The sequence below is a fragment of the Trinickia sp. Y13 genome (assembly GCF_029522115.1).
Classification (GTDB): Bacteria; Pseudomonadota; Gammaproteobacteria; order Burkholderiales; family Burkholderiaceae; genus Trinickia.
Genome location: NZ_JAKWFK010000009.1, coordinates 216423 through 235238, shown reverse-complemented (window position 1 = coordinate 235238; position 18816 = coordinate 216423). Strand labels below are relative to the sequence as shown.

Sequence of the window (18816 nt, the reverse complement as noted above, 5' to 3'; positions counted from 1 at the left end):
GCCAGAGACCATTCGCGCCAACTACGAGTCCGCCATGCAGGGCATATACAACTTCTGGCTCGTCGGGCTGTCGCTCGCCGTCGCAACGCTCGCCTCGTTCACGGCGCTCGATCTCTCGGGGCGCATCGCCTCAGCTTCCGGCCGCAGCCAGCGTCACGCCTGGTTGGCCGGCGGCGCGGGCGCGATGGGCGTGGGCATCTGGTCGATGCACTTCATCGGCGTGCTCGCGTACTCGCTGCCGATCCCGATCGGGTATGACCTCACGATCACCGCCGGCTCGCTCCTGCTAGCCATTCTGGTGTCCTACTTCGCGCTGCGCGTGATCACCCACACGACGCTCGGCCCTCGGCATTTCGCCGCGGCGGCGGTCCTCATGGGCATGGGCATCGCGGGCATGCACTACCTGGGCGATGCCGCGATGCGCATGGAACCGGGGATCGTCTACGATCCCGCGCTCGTCGCCGCATCGCTCGTCATTGCGGTCGTCGCTTCGGGCGCCGCGCTCTGGATCGCGCACTGGCTGCGCGCGGAGGACCAAGCCCACGTGTTCGCCAAGCGCGCCGCCGCCTCGCTCGTCATGGGCCTGGCCATAACCGGCATGCACTACACGGCCAACGCCGCCGCCACGGTCCTGCCCGGCTCGATTTGCGGCGCGGCGGGCGTCGGGGTCGACATGCGCTGGCTCGGCACGACGATCGCCATCTTCACGGCCGCCATCTTGATCGGCACGCTGATGGTCTCGCGGTTCGATGCACGAACGGCGTTTCTCATGCAATCCGTTTCGCAGCTCAACGGGCGCATCGTGCATATGGCTGCGTTCGATGCGCTCACCGAGCTACCCAATCGCCGCACGCTCACCGAGCACCTCGAGCGCGCGATCGAACTCGGCAAGCGCGGCAAGGGCCAGTTTGCCGTCCTCTTTATGGATCTGGACGGCTTCAAGACGATCAACGACTCGCTCGGGCACACGGTGGGCGACGAAGTGCTCAAAGCTTTCGGCAAGCGCCTGATCGCTTGCATGAGCGCGGGCGATACCGTTGCCCGCCTGGGCGGCGACGAATTCGTCATGGTCGTGCGCCACGTCGGCATGCCAGGCGACGCGCGACGCGTCGCCGAACTCGTGCTCGAGCGCATGCACGACAGCATCTGGATCGACGAGCACGCTTTGCAGGTCGCGCCGAGCGTGGGCATCGCGCTGTTCCCGCGCGACGGGGACACCGTCGAGACCCTGCTCAAGAACGCCGACGCCGCCATGTATGCCGCCAAGCGCGCGGGACGCGGCACCTGCCGCTTCTTCGAATCGGACATGAGCGAGCAGGCTACGCGCACGTTGCAGATCCAGCGTGCGATGCGCGAAGCGCTCGACAAGGGATATTTCTCGCTGCATTTCCAGCCGAAGTTCTACGGCCGCGACGGCAGCCTTGCCGGTGCGGAAGCGCTCTTGCGGCTCAACCACCCTTCCCTCGGGCTGCTTTCGCCCGCGGAATTCATTTCGATCGCCGAACGCAATGGGCAAATCGTGCCGATCGGCTATTGGGTCGTGCGCGAGACCTGCCGGCAGATTCACCGCTGGCAGGGGCAAAACCTGCAACCGACGAAGATAGCCATCAATTTGTCGCCGCGCCAGCTCGCACAGCCCGACTTGCTCTCGCAGATTCTGGAGATCCTTGGGCAGGAGCGCATAGGGAGCGACGCGATCATGTTCGAGATCACGGAGACCGCGGCGATGCACGACGTGCGGCGCACGGCCGACATGGTGCATGCGTTTCAGAACAGCGGGTTCGAAGTCGCGATCGACGATTTCGGCACCGGCTACTCGAGCCTGGCCTACCTGCAGCGGTTCCGCGTGCGGCAGTTGAAGATCGACCGCTTTTTCGTCGATGGGCTCGATACGCAAAGCGACGAGGGCACGGCGATCGTGTCCGCGATCATCGCGCTCGCCCACTCGCTCGGGATGGATGTCGTGGCCGAGGGGGTCGAAACGCAATCCCAGCGCGACAAGCTCGAGGCGTTGCGCTGCGATGAGATGCAAGGGTACCTGCTCGGCAGGCCGCTCACGGCCGAAGCGTTCGGCACGCTGCTCGACGCCCACCGGCAGCCCTCGTCCGGGACAGCCGGCGCGCTGGCGGCGGTCGCGCCCCAGGTTTGATTCCCCTGCGTCTGGCGTTCGCGCGCCGCAAGGCCCTGACGCAGCGGCTCCGCGCCGCCTCCCCCACTCGGGCGGCATGGTAAAATCGCGGTCTGCTCTTCGGGCGGCCTGCCATCCTTGCATCAGGGCGCGCGTAAACGTTGAAACGCGCGTTGAAACGCGCGAAGAACGCACGCCACATGGGCAGCGCGCCGCCCGGCGCCTGGACCACCGGCAGGACTCGCACGGGTCACACGATTCGCAATCGACAAAAACGCATCATGCGTGTGCCCAATCGGCGCGCGCCACGGAGAAACGTATGGCTGGTCATTCCAAATGGGCCAACATCAAGCATAAGAAGGCGGCAGCCGACGCCAAGCGCGGCAAAGTCTGGACGCGCCTCATCAAGGAAATTCAAGTCGCGGCCCGCATGGGCGGCGGCGAGATCGACTCCAATCCGCGTCTGCGGCTCGCCGTCGAAAAGGCGTACGACGCCAACATGCCCAAGGACAACATCAACCGCGCCATCCAGCGCGGCGTGGGCGGCGTCGACGGCGCGAGCTACGAGGAAATCCGCTACGAAGGCTACGGCATCGGCGGTGCGGCCGTCATCGTCGACACGATGACCGACAATCGCACGCGCACGGTCGCGGAAGTGCGCCATGCGTTCTCGAAGTTCGGCGGCAACATGGGCACGGACGGCTCGGTTTCGTTCCTGTTCGATCACGTGGGCCAGTTCCTGTTCGCCCCCGGCACGCCCGAGGACACGCTCATGGAAGCGGCGCTCGAAGCCGGCGCGAACGACGTCGTCACGAACGAGGACGGCAGCATCGAAGTGCTGTGCGCGCCGAACGATTTCTCAAAGGTCAAGGAAGCGCTCGAAGCGGCCGGCTTCAAAGCCGAGCTCGCCGAAGTCACGATGAAGCCGCAAACCGAGGTCGAGTTCGCGGGCGAAGATGCCGTGAAGATGCAAAAGCTGCTCGATGCGCTCGAAAACCTCGACGACGTGCAAGAGGTTTATACGAACGCGTCGATCGCGGACGAGTAAAAGGTAAAGGACGCTTTCATGAAATTACTCGTCGTCGGTTCCGGTGGCCGCGAGCACGCGCTCGCTTGGAAGCTCGCGCAGTCGCCGCGCGTGCAAGTGGTCTACGTCGCGCCAGGCAACGGCGGCACGGCGCGGGACGAGCGCCTGCACAACGTCGATATCACCGATCTGACCGCACTCGCCGATTTCGCTGAGAAAGAGCAAGTCGCGCTGACCGTCGTCGGCCCCGAAGCGCCGCTTGCGGCTGGCATCGTCAATCTGTTCCGCCAGCGCGGCCTGAAGGTGTTCGGCCCGACGAAGGAAGCGGCGCAGCTCGAAAGCTCGAAGGATTTCGCCAAGGCGTTCATGAAGCGCCACGGCATTCCGACGGCCGAATACGAAACGTTCTCCGACGCGGCCGCCGCGCACGCTTACGTGGATCGCAAGGGCGCGCCCATCGTCATCAAGGCCGACGGACTCGCCGCGGGCAAGGGCGTGGTCGTCGCGACGACGGCCGACGAGGCGCATGCCGCCATCGACATGATGCTCGCCGACAACAAGCTCGGCGATGCCGGCGCGCGCGTGGTCGTCGAGGAATTCCTCTCGGGCGAAGAAGCGAGCTTCATCGTCATGGTCGACGGCAAGCATGTGCTGCCGCTCGCTTCGAGCCAGGATCACAAGCGTTTGCTCGACGGCGACCAAGGCCCGAATACGGGCGGCATGGGTGCGTACTCGCCGGCGCCGATCGTCACGCCGCAATTGCATGCGCGCGTCATGCGCGAAATCATCCTGCCGACGGTTCGCGGCATGGAGAAGGAAGGGATTCGCTATACGGGCTTCCTGTATGCGGGCCTCATGATCGACGCCGAAGGTAACCCGAAGACGCTCGAATTCAATTGCCGCATGGGCGATCCGGAAACGCAGCCGATCATGGCGCGCTTGAAGGGCGATTTCTCCAAAGTGATCGAGAGCGCGATCGCGGGCACGCTCGATACGGTCGAGCTCACGTGGGACCGTCGCACGGCGCTCGGCGTCGTGCTCGCCGCGCACAACTACCCCGACGCCCCGCGCAAAGGCGATCGCATCAACGGCATTCCGCCCGAGACCGACACCGCCGTGACGTTCCACGCGGGCACGGCGCTCGTCGACGGCAAGCTCGTGACGGCCGGCGGGCGCGTGCTGTGCGTGGTAGGGTTGTCCGATTCGGTGCGCGGCGCGCAATCGGCCGCCTATGAGGCGATCAACCAGATCTCGTTCGACGGCATGCAGTATCGTCGCGATATCGGCTATCGCGCGTTGAACCGCAAGCACTGATCACCCGCGGCGCGCTCGCGCGCTCGCCTTCATCCGCCCCGGGCCGTTCGCGGCCCGGCCATGCGCGGTCCGGCTCTTCGGCCCCATTTTGCGTACGCCACTCCATGTCCGATACGACCTACGACGTCTCTTCCGTGCGCAGCTATTTGCAAGGGCTGCAAACGCGCATCGTCGATGCGCTCGGCGCGCTCGACGGCACGCCGTTCGGCTCCGATGCCTGGACGCGCCCGCCAGGCGAGAAGCTACGAGGCGGCGGGCTCACGCGCATTTTGGAAGAAGGCGAGCTGATCGAGCGCGGCGGGGTCGGCTTTTCCGACGTCGCGGGCGAGAAGTTGCCTCCCTCGGCCAGCGCGCTGCGGCCGCATCTGGCCGGGCGCGGATTCGAAGCGATGGGCGTGTCGCTCGTCATCCATCCGCGCAATCCGTACTGCCCTACCGCCCACATGAACGTGCGCATGCTGGCGGCGACCAAGGAAGGCGAAGCGCCGGTCTTCTGGTTCGGCGGCGGCATGGATTTGACGCCCTACTATGGCTTCGAGGAAGACGCCGCGCATTTCCATCGCGTTTGCCGCGATGCGCTTGCGCCGTTCGGCGCCGATCTCTATCCGCGCTTCAAGCGCTGGTGCGACGATTACTTCTTTCTGAAACACCGTAACGAGGCGCGCGGCGTGGGCGGCATCTTTTTCGACGACTTCGACGAGCTCGGCTTCGAGCGCTCGTTCGCGATGGTCAGAAGCGTCGGCGACGCATTCGTCGACGCCTATCTGCCCCTGCTCGAAAAACGGCGCGCCACCCCTTACGGCGAGCGCGAGCGCGCATTCCAATGCTATCGTCGCGGCCGCTACGTCGAATTCAATCTGGTCTACGACCGGGGCACCTTGTTCGGGCTGCAAAGCGGCGGTCGTGCCGAATCGATCTTGCTGTCGATGCCGCCCGTCGTGAATTGGCGCTATGACTGGCGCCCGGACCCGGGTACGCCCGAGGCGCGGCTCTACAGCGATTTTCTAGCGCCGCGCGATTGGGCGTGACGCGAGGCCGCTCGACCGCCGAGGACGACATCTGACTGCCACCCACTCTGCCCCGTCTCGCGATGCCCGCGCGCCGCAGCCCATGCTGCCGCGCCGCGTCGGTTTGCTCGGCGGCACCTTCGATCCGATCCATAACGGGCATCTTGCGCTCGCGCGCCGCTTCGCCGAGCTGCTCGCGCTGACCGAGCTCGTCTTGCTGCCGGCCGGACAGCCCTACCAAAAGGCGGGGGTTTCGGCGGCGCGACACCGGCTCGCGATGACGCGTGCGGCGGCTGCCTCGCTTACGCTGCCGGGAGTGGCCGTGACGGTCGCGACCGACGAGATCGAGCACGAAGGGCCGACTTACACGGTCGAGACGCTCGCGCGCTGGCGCGCGCGTGAAGGCGAAGACGTGTCGCTGGCGCTCTTGATCGGTGCGGACCAGCTACTGCGGCTGGATACGTGGCGCGACTGGCGCCGTTTATTCGAATTCGCGCACATTTGCGCGGCCACGCGGCCCGGCTTCGACTTATCGAGCCTCTCGCCCGCCCTTGCCGAGGAACTCGGCCCGCGCAGAGCCGACGCCAGCACGCTGCGCTGCACGCGCGCCGGGCATTTGCTCATCGACGATACGCTCGCGCTGGACGTGTCGGCTACCGATATTCGCGCCCACCTGAAAGCCAAGCTTGCGCGAAACGCAGCCGCGGGCAAGCTTGCCGCCATGCCGGACGCGCACGGCGCGGCGACGCCCGAGCCGATCCCCGATGCCGTCTGGGACTATATTCTTCAACATCACCTGTACCATCCGTAACCATGGATATTCGCAAACTGCAGCGCGCAATCGTAGACGGTCTCGAAGACGTCAAAGCGCAAGACATCCGTGTCTTCAATACGACCCATTTGACCGAGCTGTTCGATCGCGTGATCGTCGCGAGCGGCACCTCGAACCGTCAAACGAAGGCGCTCGCTTCCAGCGTGCGCGAGAAGGTGAAGGAAGCCGGCGGAGAAATCATTAGCACCGAGGGCGAGGACATCGGCGAATGGGTGCTCGTCGATTGCGGCGATGCCATCGTCCACATCCTGCAGCCCGCGCTTCGCCAGTACTACAACCTCGAGGAAATCTGGGGCGAGAAGCCCGTGCGCGTGAAACTCTCGAACACGAGAGCATTCGCGGGCGCGCGGGCAACCGAGTTCGACGGCGAGGACGAGGACGAAGACGAAGCGAACGAGGCTGCGCCGGCCGCCAAGCCCGCGCGCAAGAGCGCGCCGCGCAAGGCCCCTGCGCCGGCAAGCAAAACCGCCGCGCGTAAAACGCCCGCCCGCAAGGCGAGCGGGAAGTAATACTCGAGCGGCGGCGCATGCGGCAATGAAACTGCATATCCTGGCAGTCGGCCATAAGATGCCCGACTGGATCGCGACCGGTTTCGAGGAATACGCGAAGCGCATGCCACCGGAATTGCGCATCGAGCTGCGCGAAATCAAGCCGGAACCGCGCACGAGCGGCCGTTCGGCGCAAAGCGTGATGGCGGCCGAGCGGCAGCGCATCGAAGCCGCGTTGCCGAAAACCGTGCGCCTCGTCGCACTCGACGAGCACGGCCGCGACTGGACGACGATGCAACTCGCGCAGGCGCTTCCCGACTGGCAGCGCGACGGTCGCGACGTCGCGTTCGTGATCGGGGGCGCCGATGGCCTCGATCCCGCAATCAAAACTAGGGCCGAACTGCTGCTGCGGGTCTCCAGCTTGACGCTGCCGCACGGCATGGTCCGCGTGCTGCTTGCGGAACAGCTTTACCGCGCGTGGAGCATCACGCAGAATCACCCCTATCACCGCGTCTGATGCGGCGTCCGTTCTCATCGGCGGCCGCCTACGCCCAACGAGAACGAACGATCCATGTCGCAGCCGAGTCACCGCCTTCCGCTGTACCCTTACGTCTACCTTGCTTCGCAAAGCCCGCGCCGGCAGGAATTGCTTGCGCAACTAGGCGTGCGCTTCGAACCGTTGCTACCGCAGCCCGACGAAGACGCCGAAGCATTGGAGGCCGAGCTGCCCGGCGAATCCGCGCATGCCTATGTGCAGCGGGTGTGCGTGGCGAAGGCCGAAGCGGCGCGCGCGCGGCTGTCGGCGCGCGCGCATGCGGCGGCGCCGATTCTCGTCGCCGATACGACGGTGACGATCGACGGCGCCATCCTGGGCAAGCCCCATGATGTCGAGCATGCCGTGCAGATGCTTGCGCGACTCGCGGGGCGCGAGCATGAAGTCCTGACCGCCGTGGCCGTCGTCGATGCAGGCGGCGCGTTGCTGGAGCCTGCGCTATCGCGCTCGACGGTGCGCTTTTGCGCTGCCCCGCTCACCTCGCTGACGCGCTATGCGATGACGGGCGAGCCGCTCGGCAAAGCGGGGGCCTATGGCATCCAAGGCCGCGCCGCCGAGTTCATCGAACGAATCGACGGATCCTATTCGGGTATCATGGGTCTGCCCCTATTTGAGACGGCCGCGCTGTTACGCCAAGCACGCGTCGACTTCTGAAGCCGCCGACAATGAACGAAGAAATCCTCATCAATGTCACCCCGCAGGAGACGCGAGTCGCGCTGATTCAGCAAGGCGCCGTGCAGGAACTCCATGTCGAGCGCACGCTCTCTCGCGGGCGCGTGGGCAACGTCTACTTGGGCAAGGTCGTGCGCGTGCTGCCCGGCATGCAATCGGCGTTCATCGACATTGGCCTCGAGAGGGCGGCCTTTTTGCATGTCGCCGATATCTGGCATCCGCGCTTGGTGGGCGAGCACGCAGCCCCGCCGCATCCGATCGAGAAGATCGTATTCGAAGGCCAAACGCTGACGGTGCAGGTGATCAAAGACCCGATCGGCACCAAGGGCGCGCGGCTGTCGACGCAGATCAGCATCGCAGGCCGCACGCTCGTCTACTTGCCGCAAGAGCCGCACATCGGCATTTCGCAGAAGATCGAAAGCGAAGCCGAGCGCGAAGCGATCCGCGCGCGCTTGACCGCCGTGCTCCCTGCCGATGAAAAAGGCGGCTATATCGTGCGCACGATCGCCGAAGACGCGACGAGCGAGGAACTCGCGAGCGACGTCGCCTATCTGCGCAAAACGTGGGCGACAGTCGTCGCGCAAGCGCAGCGCCTGCCGCCCACGAGCCTGCTCTATCAGGATTTGAATTTGGCGCAGCGCGTGCTACGCGATTTCGTGACCGACGAGACGACGCGCATTCAAGTCGATTCGCGCGAGACGTTCCAAATGCTCACCGAGTTCGCGGCCGAATTCACGCCCGCGGTGAGTTCGAAGCTGCACCACTACACGGGCGAGCGGCCGCTGTTCGACCTCTACAATATCGAAGCCGAGTTGCAACGCGCGCTTTCGCGCCGGGTCGATTTGAAGTCGGGCGGCTATTTGATGATCGATCAGACCGAAGCGATGACGACGATCGACGTCAACACGGGCGGCTATGTCGGCGCCCGCAACTTCGACGATACGATCTTCAAGACCAATCTCGAAGCGGCGCATACGATCGCGCGCCAACTGCGGTTGCGCAACCTCGGCGGCATCATCATCATCGATTTCATCGATATGGAAAACGCCGAGCATCGCGATGCCGTGCTCGGCGAGCTAAAGAAGGCGCTCGCACGCGACCGCACGCGCTCGACCGTCAACGGTTTTTCTCAGCTCGGGCTCGTCGAGATGACGCGCAAGCGCACGCGCGAATCGCTGGCGCACGTGCTGTGCGAGCCGTGCCCGGTTTGCGAGGGCAAGGGTCAAGTCAAAACCGCGCGCACCGTGTGCTACGACGTGCTGCGCGAAATTCTGCGCGAGTCGCGGCAGTTCAATCCGCGCGAATTTCGGGTCGTGGCCTCGCAGCAAGTCATCGACTTGTTCCTCGATGAGGAATCGCAGCATCTGGCAATGCTCATCGACTTCATCGGCAAACCGGTATCGCTGCAGGTCGAGTCCAACTTGAGCCAAGAGCAGTACGACATTGTGCTGATGTAGGTCCGCCGAGAGCCGAGGCGTTTCTCTTCCCACAACAGTCTAAGCGCCGGCACTTGAATCGTCAGGCTGAGGCCGAATCGCAGCCAGTTTGACGTACAGCGTGCTCCGCGATATTCCCAGCGTTCGAGCGGCCATGGTCATATTCCCATGGGCACTCGCGATGGCATCGAGTATCGCTTGTCTTTCCATTTCCTGCAGGCGTCCAGGCGAAGAAGGTATTGACGTTGAGGTTGATATACCCAATGAACTTTGGGCATTCTGTGAGATGGCCGGAGGAAGTAGCGAAGCGTCGATAACGTTGCCTTCGCACAGCGCGAACATCACCTCGACGACATTCTGCAGTTCGCGTATGTTGCCCGGCCAACCATAGCGAAGAAGCGCTTGCTGCACGGCTGGCTCAAGTTGCTTAGGCTCGCAGCCATACTTGCGCGCCATCTTGCTGTTGAGATGCTCGGTGATTGCCTCGATATCGCCAGGCCGCTCGCGCAGCGCCGGTAGTTCCAGACTGACGACGCAGAGGCGGTGGTACAGATCTTCACGGAATCGTCCTGCAGTTACTTCTTTGCGCAGGTCGCGGTTAGTGGCTGCGATCAGACGTACCGACACGCGCCGCTCGCGGACATCGCCCAGGCGGACCACGATCCCATCCTGCAGTACACGCAGTAGGTGGGGCTGCATATCAAGCGGCATCTCGCCAATTTCATCGAGAAACAGGGTGCCGCCGTCGGCCTGCTCAAACTTGCCTGGCAGACCACCACGACGAGCGCCGGTGAAGGCCCCTTCGACATAGCCGAAGAGTTCGCTGGCGAGCAGTTCCCGCGTCAAGGCGCCGCAATTGACCGCAACGAACGGCTCATCGGCTCGATGACCCGCCCGATGCAGCGCGCGGGCGAAGAGGTCCTTCCCGGCGCCGGTTTCGCCAAGAAGCAGAACGGGCAGATCCAGAGGGGCGATGCGGCGAGCGCGCGCCTTGGTCGCCTTCAGTACCTCGCTTTCACCGATGATGTCGCCGAAAGGATCGTCGCCTGCCGGCGTTGCCACAGCCTTGGGCAGCGATCTGGCGCTGCGCTTGCCAGCCCCAGTGGGAATGACGAGCATCGTCCCCAAGATACCTTCATGATCCTTCACGGGGTGCAACCATTCGGGACGGAGCCATTCCGGACGTTGGCGGCACCGGTCGGCCTCCGACAGGACAAGGTCGAGTCCTTGCACTTGGTTGCCAACCTGTAGCGGCGATCGCAAGTCATACATATCGTGCGCCAACTGCGCATTTCCGTTAGAGCGGACAATGCGCCCTCGGCCGTCGACGAGCACAACATAGTCGCTGGCGTAACGTATGAAATTATCGATGGATCGCGTCAGAAGCCGTTCGTGGAGAACAACATCGCGGCGACCCAGTTCGCATTCGATCTGCTTAGCGGCAGCCACCACCAAGCCCAGCGTGTGGCCATGAAGCGTTTCCTTGACGCCGGAGACATCCACGACTCCGAGGAGGGTGCGATCGAAGGGGTCAAAGATAGGAGCGGCAGCGCAGGTCCAGCGCTTAACCTCTAAGCAGAAATGCTCGTTGGCATGGATCTGAACTGCGGCGCCGGTGGCGATTGCGGTGCCGATCGCATTGGTGCCGATGACATCCTCATTCCAGCAGCCCCCGGTGGCCAAGTTGACTTCCTCACCAACGCTGCGGACTTGGGTCCCGCCATTGAGATGGAGAATGGTCCCGCTCGAGTCGCAGAGCATGATGAGGGTGCCACATTCCCGCAGGATTTCGCGCAGGCCTTCGAGTGCCGGATGCGCGACATCGCAGAGATCGCGGTTTTGCCGCTGTAATTGGTGGACACGTTCGGCGGCAGCCCCGGGGGCGGAGTGCCTAGTGGGATCGACAGCTTCAGAACGGCATCGTTGCCAAGACGAGAGTACGACTTTGCGCACGCCTTCCCCACCCAAGGGCTGGTCCTGCAGAAAGCGCTCCCAGGCTGACGCCACGACGGGTTCGTCGCTGATGCGGGGGATCAGAGCACCGCAATGAGAAAACGGCATCGGACGATCACTCTCAATGAAGTCTCCAACGGTAGCCCCGCACCATGACCAAGTCAACAAATCTCCTTTGCATCAATAACTTGTGCTCTGCAGCAAAGGACCGGCCCGCAGTCGAAGAATCGTTGTCCGATCAGCGTCAGAGAGAAGTCCAGCGAGATGGGATCAGATGTGCGGATGCAAGGTCTGGACAGTCGTTTGCGAGACTTGTCTGAGGGAAACCCTTCCCAAATAACCGTTTGCAGTCCGTAGATCAGAATCCGTCCGGTTCCCGGACATCGCCACGCAAGTGTCTGGAATCCGGACGGCGCCGATAGACAACCTGCGACTTGCGATTCCGCTAAAGAATGCGCGCGCCCCATTGATTTCAATCACACGACCGGCTTCTCACTTGGCCAGCTAGTCTTGGCACACCCTTTGCAGTGTCTCCGGCGTGGACCCCCACGATGATTAAAGCAATGATAGGAGACAGATATGCAGCAGCAATCTAGCGTGCAGGTGATGGGCATCGACGCCGGCGGCACGATGACCGACACCTTCTTCGTCCGCTCAGACGGCCGTTTCGTGGTCGGTAAGGCGCAGAGCAATCCCGGAGACGAATCCCTCGCCATCTACAACTCGTCACAGGACGCCCTGGCCCACTGGGGCCGGACCGTCGATGACGTGTATCCGGAGCTGGCCACCTGCGTCTATTCCGGCACCGCCATGCTCAACCGCATCCTCATGCGCAAGGGCCTCGATGTGGGCCTGATCTGCAATCGCGGCTTCGAGCAAATCCATTCGATGGGCCGCGCCCTGCAGAGCTATCTGGGCTATGCGCTGGAAGACCGCATCCACCTCAACACTCACCGGTACGACGAGCCCCTGGTGCCAGTCTCCCGCACACGCGGCGTCACCGAGCGCACGGACGTGCAGGGCAAGGTCGTCATCCCGCTGCGCGAGGACGAGGTTCGCCAGGCCACCCGCGAACTGGTGGAAGCCGGCTCCCAGGCCGTCGTCATCTGCCTGCTGCAGTCGCATAAGAACGAGGCGAGCGAGTTGCGCGCCCGCGATGTGGTCAAGGATGAACTGAAGAAGCTGAAGGCGGACATCCCGGTTTTCGCCTCGGTGGATTACTACCCGTCGCGCAAAGAAAGCCACCGGATGAACACCACAATCCTCGAAGCTTATGGCGCCGAGCCCTCGCGCCAGACGCTGAAGAAAGTCAGCGACCGTTTCAAGAAGCACGGCGCCAAGTTCGACTTGCGCGTGATGGCCACGCACGGCGGCACGATCAGTTGGAAGGCCAAGGAACTCGCCCGCACCATCGTCTCCGGCCCGATCGGCGGCGTCATCGGCTCCAAGCTGCTGGGCGAATACCTGGGCGACGAGAACATCGCCTGCTCCGACATCGGCGGCACCAGCTTCGACGTGGCGCTGATCACGAAGGGCAACTTCGCCATCAAGTCGGACCCCGACATGGCCCGCCTGGTCCTGTCCCTGCCTCTGGTGGCGATGGATTCCGTCGGCGCCGGCGCCGGCAGCTTCGTGCGCCTCGACCCCTATAGCAAGTCGATCAAGCTCGGCCCAGACAGCGCCGGCTACCGCGTCGGCACGTGCTGGCCGGAAAGCGGCCTCGACACGGTGTCCGTGTCCGACTGCCACGTCGTGCTCGGCTACCTGAACCCCGAGAACTTCCTGGGCGGCGCCATCAAGCTCGACGTGCAGCGCGCCCGCGACCACATCAAGGCACAGATCGCCGATCCCCTCGGCCTCTCGGTCGAGGATGCCGCGGCCGGCGTCATCGAGCTGCTCGACCTCACCCTGTCCGAGTACCTGCGCGCCAACATCAGCGCCAAGGGCTACAACCCGGCGGAATTCACCTGCTTCTCCTACGGCGGTGCCGGCCCGGTGCATACCTACGGCTACACCGAGGGCGTCGGCTTCAAGGACGTCGTCGTGCCCGCCTGGGCGGCCGGCTTTTCCGCCTTCGGCTGCGCCTGTGCCGACTTCGAGTACCGCTACGACAAGTCGGTCGACCTGGGCGTCGCCCAACTCGCCCCCGACGCCGACAAGGCCGCGGCCTGCCAGACCCTGCAGGAAGCGTGGGCCGAACTGGCCGTCAAGGTCATCGACGAGTTCGTCATCAATGGCTACAAGCCCGAAGACGTGCTGCTGATTCCCGGCTACAAGATGCAGTACATGGGCCAGCTGAACGACCTCGAAATTGTCTCGCCGGTCACCCGTGCCGCCACCGCCGCCGACTGGAATCAGATCGTCGATGCCTTCGAGGACACTTACGGCCGCGTCTACGCAAGCTCCGCGCGCTCGCCGGAACTAGGCTTCTCGATCACCGGCGCCATCCTGCGCGGCATGGTCGTAACCCAGAAGCCGGTGCTGCCGGAAGACCCGAATTCCGGCCCGACGCCGCCGCAGGAAGCCTATCTCGGCACCCGTCCGTTCTACCGTCACAAGAAGTGGGTGGATGCCGCGCTCTGGAAGATGGAGGCCCTCAAGGCCGGCAACCACATCGTCGGTCCCGCGATCATCGAATCCGACGCCACGACCTTCGTCGTGCCCGACGGCTTCGAAACCACGATCGACAAACACCGCCTGTTCCATCTCAAGGAAGTGAAGTAAGGAGACCGCCATGAATATGATGAGCACGAAAGAACTCGGCTTCGCCGACCTGCTGAAGAACGGCCAGACGCTCAAGCAGTTCCGCGACGGCATCATCGAGCGCACCAATTCCACCGGCTATTACAACGGCATCGAGAAGCTCGAATTCCGGGATAGCGACCCGATCCGCTACGAGAAACTGTTCTCCAAGCTGCGCGGTGGTCTCGTCCACGCCCGCGAGACGGCGAAGAAGATCGCCGCCAGCCCGATCGTCGAGCAAGAAGGCGAGCTCTGCTTCACCCTGTACAACGCTGCCGGCGACTGCATCCTCACCTCGACCGGGATCATCATCCACGTCGGGACGATGGGCGCGGCGATCAAGTACATGATCGAGAACAACTGGGAAGGCAACCCCGGCATCAACCCGGGCGACATGTTCACGACCAACGACTGCGCCATCGGCAACGTGCATCCCTGCGACATCGCCACCATCGTCCCGATCTTCTGGGAAGGCCGGCTGATCGGCTGGGTCGGCGGCGTCACGCACGTCATCGACACCGGCGCGGTCACTCCGGGCTCGATGTCCACCGGCCAAACCCAGCGCTTCGGTGACGGCTACATGATCACGTGCCGCAAGACCGGCGTGAACGACGAGCCGCTGCGCGATTGGCTGCACGAGTCGCAGCGCTCGGTGCGCACGCCGAAGTACTGGATCCTTGACGAGAAGACCCGCATCGCCGGCTGCCACATGATCCGCGAGCTGGTCGGGGAAGTGATCCGCGCCGACGGCATCGAGGCCTACGAAAAGTTCGGCTTCGAGGTCATCGAGGAAGGCCGCCGCGGCCTGATGAGCCGTGTCAAGGCGATGACCCTGCCGGGCAAGTACCGCAAGGTCTCCTTCGTCGATGTGCCCTTCAAGCACGACGACGTGCAGGTGTCGAACGCCTTCGCCAAGCTCGATTCGATCATGCACTCACCGGTGGAAATGACCATCCGGCCCGACGGCAAGTGGCGCCTCGATTTCGAGGGTGCGAGCCGCTGGGGCTGGCACACTTTCAACGCCCACCAGGTGGCCTTCACCTCGGGCATCTGGGTGATGATGTCGCAGACTCTGGTGCCGACCCAGCGTATCAACGACGGCGCCTATTTCGCCACCGAGTTCCGCCTGCCCAAGGGCACCTGGTGCAACCCGGACGACCGCCGCACCGGTCACGCCTATGCCTGGCACTTCCTGGTCTCCGGCTGGGCGGCCCTGTGGCGCGGCCTTTCCCAGTCCTACTTCAGCCGCGGCTACCTGGAGGAGGTCAACGCCGGCAACGCCAACACATCCAACTGGCTGCAAGGCGGCGGCATCAACCAGGACGGCGAGATCCACGCGGTCAACAGCTTTGAAGCCAGTTCGTGCGGCACCGGCGCCTGCGCCGTCAAGGACGGTCTCAACCACGCAGCCGCCATCTGGAACCCGGAAGGCGACATGGGCGACATCGAGATCTGGGAAATGGCCGAGCCGTTGCTCTACCTGGGCCGCAACGTCAAGGCCAACTCTGGCGGCTACGGCAAATTCCGCGGCGGCTGCGGCTTCGAGACGCTGCGCATGGTATGGAATGCGCAGGACTGGACCATGTTCTTCATGGGCAACGGCTTCATGAACAGCGACTGGGGCATGATGGGCGGCTACCCGTCCGCCACCGGCTACCGCTTTGAAGCCCATAACACCGGCCTCAAGGAGCGCATCGCCATCGGCGACTCCCTGCCGCTCGGCGGCGATTTCGATCCGGCCCGTCCAGACTACGAGCGCCACATCGACGCCACCGCCAAGGTCAAACGCGACAAGCAGTGCGTCACCACCGAGGACTGCTACGACAACCATGATCTCTACCTGAACTACCTGCGCGGCGGCCCCGGCTTCGGCGACCCAATCGACCGCGACCCGAAGGCCATCGAGGCTGACCTCAACCAAAAGTTCTTGCTGGCCGAGTACGCGGAGAAGGTCTACGGCGCCGTCTTCACCCGGGACGCCAAGGGCGTGTTCACAGTGGATGCCGCCAAGACCCAGGCCCGTCGCGTTGCAATGCGAAAGGAGCGTCTGGCCCGGGCCGTGCCGACCCGCGAGTGGATGAAGGAAGAGCGCGAGCGCATCGTCAACAAGCACGCCTCCGTCCAGGTCCAGCACATGTTCGCCACCAGCTTCGCCCTGTCCGAGAAGTTCACCCGCGAGTTCAAGGCGTTCTGGAGTCTGCCGGCCGATTGGGAACTGCTCGAATCCGAGCTGGGTGTGCCGTCCTATGGCTCCAAGCACCGCATGGACCTCTCCCTGCTGCCCGACGTCACCACCGTCGTCCAGGTCGAAGAGTAATCACCGAATCAAGGAGTTAGAAAATGTCTACTTACACCAACGAACAGGTCGCCCACCTCGTCGAAGGCAGCCTCGATTGGGAAACCACCTTCCGCATGCTCTCCATGCCCAAGGACAACAGCCGCTTCGAGCAGTACCTGGCGGCCCTGCAGGCCAAGGTCGACTTTCCGGACCGCATCGTCCTGCCGCTCAGCCCACACATGTATATCGTGCAGTCGGCCGAGACCAAGAAATGGGTCATCCAGTGTGACTGCGGCCACGCCTTCTGCGACTTCCGCGAGAACTGGAAGCTGCACGCAGCCATCTACGTGCGCGACACGGAAGAGTCGATGACCGAGGTCTATCCCAGGCTAATGGCCCCGGATACCCAGTGGCAGGTGTATCGCGAGTATTACTGCCCGCAGTGCGGCACGATGCACGACGTCGAGGCGCCGACCCCATGGTATCCGGTGATTCACGACTTCGAGCCGGATATCGAAGCGTTTTACAAGGAGTGGGTCAACCTGCCGGTGCCCGAGCGCGCCACTGACTAACCGCCGACAGGCCGTGTAACGCAGGGGAGCGGGCTTTGCCTGCTTCCCTGGCGCAGCGTTGCTGGACGGAGAACGACGCAGTTGCACCCTCGCGAGCATCTCGCCAATCCACCCGCACTTTAACTCCCACGCCTGAAACGAGGGCAAGCATGAATCACAACCTCGCCCACATGCTCATCAACGCGGCGCGCGCCAACCCCGATCAGGTTGCGATTTTTCACGGCACCGATGCCTACTGCACCTTCTCCGAGTTCGCCGGTCGCTCCGCACGTTGCGCTCGCGGGCTACGAGAGCAGCTCGGACTCAATACCGGTGACCGGGTCGCGCTGGTTATGAAGAACAGCCCACAGTATGTCGAGCTGCTATACGGAATCTGGCACGCTGGCCTGTGCGCCGTGCCGATTAATGCAAAGCTGCATCCGTGCGAGATCAGCCACATCGTGCAAGACAGCGGCGCCCGCGTCTGTTTCGTTTCCAGCACGCAGGACGTGCTTGACACCAGGACCATCGCCATCGAATCCACGGAATACCGCGCGCTCTTCGAGGTGACGGGCATGCCGGTGGCCAACGTCGACGGCGATGCCATCGCGTGGCTGTTTTACACCAGCGGTACGACCGGCAAGCCCAAAGGCGCCATGCTCTCGCACCACAACCTGGCTGCAATGTCCCGAGCATATTCCAGCGCCGTTGCCCGAATTTCGCCGGGCGACAGTTTGATCCACGCAGCCCCAATGTCTCACGGCTCGGGACTCTATATCGTCCCCCACCTTGCTGCAGGTGCGAGCCAGGTCGTCCCGCTTTCCGGCGGCTTTGACGTCGCTGAGCTGGCAAGCCTGATCGCCGCACACTGCCGCCCGAGCTTTTTTGCCGCGCCGACCATGCTCAACCGTCTCGTTGCACACGTTCGACGGACCCAGGCCGATCTATCCAATCTCAAGGTGGTCGTGAGTGGCGGAGCACCACTTTATATCGAGGACGAAGTCGCCGCACTCGATTGCCTGGGCGCGAAAATCGCCCAAATCTACGGCCAGGGCGAGAGCCCGATGACCATTACCGCGCAGTCGCCTGACGAGATTGCAGCCGCCTATGCCACCGGTGACCTCGAGGTGCTGTCCTCGGTCGGACGGCCATTGCCCGAGATTGAAATTCGCATTGCCGATGCCGAGGGCCATCCGCTGCCGGAGGGCGAGATCGGCGAGGTACTCGTGCGCGGCCCCACGGTCATGCAAGGTTACTGGAACAACCCACCGGCCAACGCTGCGACACTGCGCAACGGTTGGCTGCACACGGGTGATGTTGGGTGGCAGGACGAGCATGGCCAGCTCACGCTCAAGGATCGCATCAAGGACGTGATTATCAGCGGCGGTTCCAACATCTATCCACGCGAAGTGGAGGACACGCTGCTTGCCCATCCGGCGGTCAGTGAAGTCTCGGTAGTCGGCCGCAGTCATCCTGACTGGGGAGAAGAAGTGGTGGCTATCGTGGTGCCGATGGCGGGTGCGCAATTGTCCAAGCCAGAGCTCGACCAATGGTGTCTGGACCGCATCGCCCGCTTCAAACGGCCGAAGGCCTATCTGGTCGTCGAAGCATTGCCAAAGAATAGCACCGGCAAGGTGGTCAAGACGGCACTGCGCGAGCTCTTGACCAGGTTTGGCGCGCAGGCGAATACCAAGACCTGGCACTGGAGCCTGGCCGAGCAGTAGATCCCGACCAGCCCCAGTGACGAGCCTCGCCAGCATGCATTCATGATTTTTTCTTACGCGCGAGTTGAAGACCGCGACGAGTGTTCCGGGCGACCCGGCATGCCCGCCGCA

Annotated in this window: 14 protein-coding genes; 13 read left to right on the top strand and 1 reads right to left on the bottom strand. The window is 63.7% G+C overall.

Going from position 1 to position 18816, the window contains the following annotated elements; all coding sequences use genetic code 11:
- Positions 1-34: 34 nt before the first annotated feature.
- The 9 genes from MMB74_RS17730 to rng all read left to right on the top strand — a co-directional run bounded on the left by MMB74_RS17730 (position 35) and on the right by rng (position 9478).
- Positions 35-2149, top strand: a complete 2115-nt coding sequence (locus MMB74_RS17730) for an EAL domain-containing protein (protein ID WP_277429964.1) — start codon at positions 35-37, stop codon at positions 2147-2149.
- A 298-nt stretch (positions 2150-2447) separates the two neighbouring features.
- The gene (locus MMB74_RS17725) at positions 2448-3176 is read left to right on the top strand and encodes a YebC/PmpR family DNA-binding transcriptional regulator (protein ID WP_277429963.1); all 729 of its coding nucleotides are present in this window, start codon (positions 2448-2450) and stop codon (positions 3174-3176) included.
- Positions 3177-3194: 18 nt separating this feature from the next.
- The gene (gene purD, locus MMB74_RS17720; protein ID WP_277429962.1) at positions 3195-4469 is read left to right on the top strand and encodes a phosphoribosylamine--glycine ligase; all 1275 of its coding nucleotides are present in this window, start codon (positions 3195-3197) and stop codon (positions 4467-4469) included.
- Positions 4470-4573: 104 nt separating this feature from the next.
- Positions 4574-5497 carry an oxygen-dependent coproporphyrinogen oxidase gene (hemF, locus tag MMB74_RS17715; RefSeq protein ID WP_277429961.1) on the top strand — a complete coding sequence of 308 codons (924 nt, stop codon included), beginning with the start codon at positions 4574-4576 and terminating at the stop codon, positions 5495-5497.
- 82 nt (positions 5498-5579) lie between these two features.
- Positions 5580-6287 (top strand): nicotinate-nucleotide adenylyltransferase, encoded by a 708-nt coding sequence (locus MMB74_RS17710; RefSeq protein WP_277429960.1) that lies wholly within the window; start codon positions 5580-5582, stop codon positions 6285-6287.
- A gap of 2 nt (positions 6288-6289) precedes the next feature.
- Entirely contained in the window at positions 6290-6817 is a 528-nt protein-coding gene (gene rsfS / locus MMB74_RS17705; protein WP_277429959.1) for a ribosome silencing factor, read from the top strand.
- Between the two features lie 25 nt (positions 6818-6842).
- Positions 6843-7313: a 23S rRNA (pseudouridine(1915)-N(3))-methyltransferase RlmH gene (gene rlmH / locus MMB74_RS17700; RefSeq protein ID WP_277429958.1), complete on the top strand. Its 471-nt coding sequence runs from the start codon at positions 6843-6845 to the stop codon at positions 7311-7313.
- A gap of 54 nt (positions 7314-7367) precedes the next feature.
- Positions 7368-8003, top strand: a complete 636-nt coding sequence (locus MMB74_RS17695) for a Maf family protein (protein WP_277429957.1) — start codon at positions 7368-7370, stop codon at positions 8001-8003.
- An 11-nt stretch (positions 8004-8014) separates the two neighbouring features.
- Positions 8015-9478, top strand: coding sequence for a ribonuclease G (gene rng, locus MMB74_RS17690; RefSeq protein ID WP_277429956.1), 1464 nt, complete (start codon positions 8015-8017; stop codon positions 9476-9478).
- A 39-nt stretch (positions 9479-9517) separates the two neighbouring features.
- Here the strand turns inward: rng and MMB74_RS17685 are convergent, their stop codons facing one another.
- Positions 9518-11575 carry a sigma-54-dependent Fis family transcriptional regulator gene (locus tag MMB74_RS17685; RefSeq protein WP_277429955.1) on the bottom strand — a complete coding sequence of 686 codons (2058 nt, stop codon included), beginning with the start codon at positions 11573-11575 and terminating at the stop codon, positions 9518-9520.
- Between the two features lie 414 nt (positions 11576-11989).
- Here MMB74_RS17685 and MMB74_RS17680 point away from each other — a divergent pair, with 414 nt between their 5' ends.
- The 4 genes from MMB74_RS17680 to MMB74_RS17665 all read left to right on the top strand — a co-directional run bounded on the left by MMB74_RS17680 (position 11990) and on the right by MMB74_RS17665 (position 18705).
- On the top strand, positions 11990-14134 hold the full coding sequence (locus tag MMB74_RS17680; protein WP_277429954.1) for a hydantoinase/oxoprolinase family protein: 2145 nt from the start codon (positions 11990-11992) through the stop codon (positions 14132-14134).
- 10 nt (positions 14135-14144) lie between these two features.
- Positions 14145-16469 (top strand): hydantoinase B/oxoprolinase family protein, encoded by a 2325-nt coding sequence (locus MMB74_RS17675; protein WP_277429953.1) that lies wholly within the window; start codon positions 14145-14147, stop codon positions 16467-16469.
- Positions 16470-16492: 23 nt separating this feature from the next.
- Positions 16493-17002: an acetone carboxylase subunit gamma gene (locus MMB74_RS17670; RefSeq protein ID WP_277429952.1), complete on the top strand. Its 510-nt coding sequence runs from the start codon at positions 16493-16495 to the stop codon at positions 17000-17002.
- Between the two features lie 149 nt (positions 17003-17151).
- Positions 17152-18705 carry an AMP-binding protein gene (locus MMB74_RS17665; RefSeq protein WP_277429951.1) on the top strand — a complete coding sequence of 518 codons (1554 nt, stop codon included), beginning with the start codon at positions 17152-17154 and terminating at the stop codon, positions 18703-18705.
- Positions 18706-18816: the final 111 nt, after the last annotated feature.